At 46.8% G+C, this 6,397-nt stretch carries 6 protein-coding genes; 3 read left to right on the top strand and 3 right to left on the bottom strand.

The window, feature by feature from the left end; genetic code table 11:
* Positions 1 to 85 precede the first annotated feature (85 nt).
* Entirely contained in the window at positions 86 to 1,411 is a 1,326-nt protein-coding gene (gene xylA, locus NC99_RS21325; protein WP_053189007.1) for a xylose isomerase, read from the top strand.
* A gap of 4 nt (positions 1,412 to 1,415) precedes the next feature.
* On the top strand, positions 1,416 to 2,795 hold the full coding sequence (xylE, locus tag NC99_RS21320; RefSeq protein WP_053189003.1) for a D-xylose transporter XylE: 1,380 nt from the start codon (positions 1,416 to 1,418) through the stop codon (positions 2,793 to 2,795).
* Positions 2,796 to 2,916: 121 nt separating this feature from the next.
* On the opposite strand, the gene NC99_RS21745 is transcribed toward xylE, so the two are convergent.
* Together NC99_RS21745 and NC99_RS21315 are read right to left on the bottom strand one after the other, a co-directional pair.
* The gene (locus NC99_RS21745) at positions 2,917 to 3,093 is read right to left on the bottom strand and encodes a transcriptional regulator (RefSeq protein WP_082326638.1); all 177 of its coding nucleotides are present in this window, start codon (positions 3,091 to 3,093) and stop codon (positions 2,917 to 2,919) included.
* A gap of 14 nt (positions 3,094 to 3,107) precedes the next feature.
* Positions 3,108 to 3,683 (bottom strand): superoxide dismutase, encoded by a 576-nt coding sequence (locus tag NC99_RS21315; protein WP_053189000.1) that lies wholly within the window; start codon positions 3,681 to 3,683, stop codon positions 3,108 to 3,110.
* A 661-nt stretch (positions 3,684 to 4,344) separates the two neighbouring features.
* On the opposite strand from NC99_RS21315, the gene NC99_RS21310 reads away from it, so the two are divergent.
* Positions 4,345 to 5,604: a metallophosphoesterase gene (locus tag NC99_RS21310; protein WP_053188997.1), complete on the top strand. Its 1,260-nt coding sequence runs from the start codon at positions 4,345 to 4,347 to the stop codon at positions 5,602 to 5,604.
* Between the two features lie 60 nt (positions 5,605 to 5,664).
* Here the strand turns inward: NC99_RS21310 and NC99_RS21305 are convergent, their stop codons facing one another.
* Entirely contained in the window at positions 5,665 to 6,339 is a 675-nt protein-coding gene (locus NC99_RS21305) for a VOC family protein (RefSeq protein WP_053188994.1), read from the bottom strand.
* Between the last annotated feature and the right edge of the window lie 58 nt (positions 6,340 to 6,397).

Genomic DNA, 6,397 nt, shown 5'->3' with positions numbered 1-6,397 from the left:
GGAGCTCGCCAAAACAACCATCAATCCATAATCAATCGAGATCGTTTAATTCTGAATTTCAATAAAACAAATAAAAATTAGCAACATGACTGTATTTAAAGGTAACAAAGAGTATTTCCCCGGTATTGAAAAAATCAAATACGAGGGACCGGAATCAAAAAATCCGTTGGCATTCAAATGGTACGACGAAAACCGCGTCGTAAATGGTAAAACCATGAAGGAATACCTTCGCTATGCTGTCGCCTACTGGCACACTTTCTGCGGTGACGGTGGCGATCCTTTTGGCCCTGGAACCCATGTTTTTCCATGGGATGGCGCATCAAACGTGATGGATGCTAACAAAGAGCGCATGGACGCCGCTTTCGAATTTATTACCAAGATTGGTGCCCCATTCTACTGTTTTCATGACACGGATGTGGTGGGTGACGGTTCGGTTTTTGAAATTGAACAGCGACTCGCAAAAATGGTGGATGAAGCGAAATCACGCCAGCAAGCCACGGGTGTTCAACTGCTGTGGGGTACGGCCAACGTATTCTCCAACCCACGCTATATGAATGGCGCTTCAACTAACCCCGATTTCAATGTCATTACCAATGTCGCCGTTCAGGTGAAAAACGCCATTGACGCGACCATCGCATTGGGTGGAACAAACTACGTATTCTGGGGAGGACGTGAAGGTTATATGAGCCTGCTCAACACCAATACTAAAAAAGAGCTCGACCACATGGGCCAATTCCTTCGTATGGCACGCGACTATGGCCGGAAACAAGGATTTAAAGGAACTTTCCTGATTGAGCCAAAACCAATGGAGCCCACCAAACACCAGTACGATTACGACGTGCAAACGATTTTGGGCTTCCTTGAAAAGAATGGTTTGGCTGAAGATTTCAAAATCAACATTGAAGTCAACCACGCTACCTTGGCCGGACACTCATTTGCACACGAACTGCGCATGGCAGGCGACGCCGGCATGCTGGGATCCATTGATGCCAACAAAGGTGATTACCAAAACGGCTGGGATACCGACGAATTCCCAACCAACATTTACGAAACAACCGAAGCGATGCTCGAAATCATCAGCGCCGGAGGATTCACAAACGGTGGAATTAACTTCGATGCCAAAACACGCCGGAATTCAACGGATCTGGAAGATATTTTCATCGCTCACGTTTCGGGAATGGACACCTTTGCCCGTGCGCTGGTCATTGCTGATCGTATCTTAAACGAATCAGATTACCTGAAACTGCGTCGAGCTCGTTATGCATCGTTCGAGTCAGGAAAAGGAGCTGAATTTGAGAACGGTAAGCTAAGTTTAGAAGACTTGTATACGATTGCCAAAGAAGTTGGCGAGCCAAAACAAATCAGCGGAAAACAGGAAATGATGGAGCAATTAATCAACTGCTACATCTAGCCCTATGAAAGGTCAAAACTCGCTCTACATCATTGCCATTACCTTGGTGGCTACGCTTGGCGGCTTGCTTTTCGGATATGACACCGCAGTCATTTCCGGAGCCGAGAAATCGGTGCAAGCCTACTTGATTGATGGACTTGGACTGAGTTCCTGGATCCATGGAGCTACGATCTCCAGCGCGCTGATCGGATGTATTATCGGTGGCGGACTGTCAGGCTTGTTGTCCAAAAGTTTTGGACGCAAGCGCTCCCTGATGTTTGCTGCCGGTTTATTCTTCCTCTCGGCGCTCGGCTCAGGAAACCCTGAGTTCCTGTTCTTCACCAAGGGAGAACCAACCATGGGCTTGTTGTACATGTTCAACTTTTACCGCGTGATTGGTGGTATTGGTGTTGGACTGGCTTCGGCGGTGGTTCCCATGTACATTGGTGAAATTGCGCCTGCCGACATTCGTGGACGACTGGTTTCCATCAACCAGTTTGCCATTATTTTCGGGATGTTGGTGGTGTATTTTGTGAACTGGGGCATTGCCAATGGACAAAGCCTGGAGTGGATCAATACCGTAGGCTGGCGCCGGATGTTTACTTCGGAAGCCATTCCCGCCGGTATTTTTGGTGTGCTGCTGTTTTTTGTACCCGAAACGCCCCGCTACCTGGCTTTGAACCATAAAGATGATGAAGCGCTGGCCATTCTTACCAAAATTAATGGTAAGGAGCGGGCGCTGCAGATCCTTCAGGATATCAAAGGAACCGTTCAGAAATCATCAGCCAAATTGTTTGCCTACGGAAAAGTGATCATCATCATCGGAATCCTGTTATCGGTGTTCCAGCAATTTGTTGGAATCAACGTGGCGCTTTATTACGCACCCCGGATTTTCGAAAGCATGGGCGCCGAGAAAGATGCCTCGATGTTGCAAACGGTGGTTATGGGCTTGGTGAATGTCATTTTCACGGTAGTGGCGATTATGACCGTTGACAAGTGGGGACGCAAACCCTTGCTCATGGTCGGGTCGGTTGGTATGGCCATCGGCATGTTCGCCATTGGCGCACTGGCCTTTATGAAGGTGATTGGCATTAGCACGCTGGTGTTTATCATCATCTACACGGCTTCGTTTATGATGTCGTGGGGACCCATTACCTGGGTATTGATTTCGGAGATTTTCCCAAACAAAATTCGTGGAAAGGCGGTGGCTATCGCCGTTGCAGCGCAGTGGGCCGCCAACTATTTCATTTCATCAACCTATCCGGCCATGATGGAATTCAGTAGCGGCATGACTTACTGTTTCTACGGAGCCATGAGCGTCCTGTCGTTCTTCTTTGTTTGGAAAATGGTGCCGGAAACAAAAGGAAAAACCCTGGAAGAAATGGAAACTTTGCTTAGAAAGTAATCTTCAATTTTGAAATTGATCATGAGTAACAAAAATTGAAACCATAAAGATTACCAGATAGGCGATTCAATAGCAAATACTCGCAATGTAAAAAGGGGACCTGAGCAGTCCCCTTTTTTTTTTATTTTGCCGGCTCCCAGGCACAACGTACCGGGGAAACTATTTTGCCCTCTTTTTTCAGAACATTCATGGCTTTATCCACTTCTCTTTTATCCAAGCCAGCAGCAGCGGCAATCTCGCCGGCTTTCATCGGCCTCCCGGCAGCCTTCATTACTTCCAACACTTTTTCTGCACTCATGAGTTTAACTTTCTTTAAAAACGTTCTGAAACAACTTTCCAATCCAACACTTTCCAAAAATCTTCGATGTACTTTGGACGGGCGTTTTGCTTATCCAGGTAGTAGGCATGTTCCCACACATCGCAGGTCATCAGCGGGGTCAAGCCATCGCGCATGGGGTTGGCCGCATTGCTGGTTTGAACAATGCTCAGCTTTCCGGCGGCATCTTTCACCAACCACGCCCAGCCCGAGCCAAACAAAGTCGCGGCCGCTTTCGAAAAGGCATCTTTAAACGACTCAACCGAACCAAATTCAGCTTCAATCGCTTTTTTCAGTTCGTCTTTGGGTTCTTTGCAACCATCAGCGGCAAACTGCATGAAGTAGAACGTGTGGTTCCAAACTTGTGCACCATTGTTAAAGATTCCTCCATCCGATTCTTTAACAATCGTTTCCAGATCGGCCGTTTCAAACTTGGTCCCCTGAATCAGGTTGTTCAGGTTATTCACATAAGCCTGGTGGTGTTTTCCATAATGAAAATCCAAGGTCTTTTCACTAATGTAAGGTTCTAACGCATTTTTCGCATAGGGTAATGCTGGCAATTCAAATGACATAATCTTCAATTTAAAGGTTACTAATTCGTGTTGATTTTTGTCTTTCTAACATGAAGTAAACACAAAAAGTTTGAAGAAAACACCAATCACATCCTATTTAAAAACATTCCAGATTGCAAGCTCATGTTCGTTTCATAAAAAAACGCCGGAAGAACAGGCTAACGGACCAGGCTTGCACTCTTAAAACTTGACGCTACGGTCGGAAAACCAGGAGTCGGAGCATACCAGCCGGAATTGAAAGAAGTACGGTCTTGTTGTAATTCCGGGCGGTCGTGTCGCAATTCTGGGCTGTATTTTCCAATTCCGACCGGTCGTGTCGCGATTCTGAGCCGTATTTTCCAATTCCGGGCAGTCGTGTCGCAATTCTGAGCCGTATATTCCAATTCCGGGCGATCTTGTTTCAATTCCAGCCGGTAGCTCCCAATACTGAGTGGTAGCGGGTAAACCTGAGCGGTACGGAGCAAATCTGAAGTAATCGTAAATATTTGTTAAAGAATAAGGAATTCCGGTCGATTGTTGGTTGTAAGCCACTTGAATGCAAAACAAAAGACAACCATCTGGTCAATCTGGCTGTTATTAAGGGAAATCCCGGCCGGGCAATCAGGCTTTCAAAACCTTGAATCTTCCGCACAGGATTTGTTCAGAAAACGAAAACAAGCACATGATAAGTAAACCGTTGTTATTTTTTGGCCTTTTTATCCTTGCCGTTGAATATTATTCGTTCGTTGCCCTGCGGACAGTTTTGAAGAGTACAAACAGTAACTTTCAATGGGGATTATTCATTCTTTATGCGGTGCTATCGCTGGCCATCTTATGGAGTTTTTGGGCCTTGCCGAATTACGGAAAAAGCGCGTGGCCTTCGCTGGCGCTGAAATACACCGTGAATATCCTCATCGGTGTTTTCCTCGGAAAGACACTGGTAGCCGCCATCATGCTGATTGGCGACCTGTTGTTGGTTATTCCCAATACGGTCAAGTTCCTCACCCAATTCAGAAGCAGTCCAGCGGATGGCGTGCCGGGAGGAGCCCGCTTTATCAGCCGGTTTACCTTCATTTCGCAAACCGCCTTGCTGCTTGGCGCAGTACTTACCTCGGGCTTGGTTTACGGTATGACCAATCGATATCGGTACCAAATCAGGCGTGTTCGTTTGCCAATCCCATCGCTGCCCGATGCCTTTAAAGGGCTGCGCATCGTGCAGATATCAGATATCCATTCAGGCAGTTTCGACGACCCGGATGCAGTCGCTGAAGGTGTAGCTTCAATTCTGGATCAAAAGCCCGACCTGATCTTATTCACAGGTGATATAGTGAATGACAAAGCCGAAGAACTTGCTCCTTATTTGCAGGTGTTCAAAAAACTGAATGCGCCTTTGGGGGTATACTCCGTGTTGGGAAACCACGATTATGGCGACTATGTTTCGTGGTCATCCGACGAAGCCAAGAAGCAAAACCTGGAACAATTGAAACAGCATCATGCAGCGATGGGCTGGCGTCTGCTGATGAATGAAAATGTGGTATTGGAGCACCGGGGGCAGGACCTTGCACTGATCGGTATTGAAAACTGGGGAGCAAAAGCCGGTTTTCCGAAATACGGCGACCTGCAAAAAGCAACAGCCGGACTTGAAAATGGCGACGTTCCGCTGAAAATACTGCTCAGCCACGACCCATCGCACTGGGAAGCCGAGGTGCGCAAAAGCTACCCCGACATTGCGCTAACCTTGAGCGGACACACCCATGGCATGCAATTCGGCATCGACATTCCCGGCTTCAAGTGGAGCCCGGTGCAGTATGTTTACGACCAGTGGGCCGGCTTGTACCAACAGGAAAACCAGTTTCTGTATGTCAACCGCGGTTTTGGTTTTATCGGCTACCAGGGGAGGCTAGGAATTCTACCCGAAATTACCGTCATCGAACTGGCGTAAATTCAGAGGTCAACTCCTCAAATAGAAAATGAAGATGAGGACAAATTTGTAATGGACAGATTAGCTTTCGACCATGGCTTCAATCTCGCCTTCGCGGAAAGCAAATTCGAGCAGGCGCCCATGGTTTTGAAATTCGATTTCGAAGTCGGAGGAAAATGCTTTGTCCCCCGTCGGAAACCAGTCTTTCCGGTGTTTGTTGATGAGAATGAATAGACCGTGTTCGTCGCCAACAGCACAAAACCGATCAAAATCGCCATCGAAAATCTCAAAATCAGTCAGCTTTTGCAACTGCCTATATGTGGTTTCAATGTCGTTTACGGCCAAGCCCACTTCGCTAATGCACAGAAAAGCATGATGATCGAAAGTATCCAGACTCTGAATGCCTAAACTTTTCCGCGCAATCAACTCAACGATGTTTTGATCGGCATCGTAAAAATAAATGGAGCGTGCATTCCAATTGACGAAATCAACCAAGCCTTTCCCTTGGTGTTTCAAAACCGGTGTACGTTTACGAATCCAGGCCAATGCCTCAGGATCGAGATAAGAGGGAATATTGAATGCAAAATGGTAAGGTGTTGCGTAATCACGCCTTTTGAATGTCAACATGGAATAGCCCGCAGCCACTTTAAATGATGTTGAGGAGGTTTCGAGCAAAGGCAAACCAAGCGTTTCAGTATAAAACACCTTTTGATCCTCCAATGTGGTGGTGTACAGTATGAGTTCATTAATTTTCATAACCTTCGTTTAAATGACTCACAAAAAAAGGGCAATAAAAACCCCGAAGCCTCTGCTT

It is taken from the genome of Sunxiuqinia dokdonensis, from assembly GCF_001270965.1.
GTDB lineage: Bacteria > Bacteroidota > Bacteroidia > Bacteroidales > Prolixibacteraceae > Sunxiuqinia > Sunxiuqinia dokdonensis.
The sequence above is the reverse complement of the archived record's forward strand: the minus strand, read 5'-3'. Positions and strand labels throughout refer to the sequence as shown.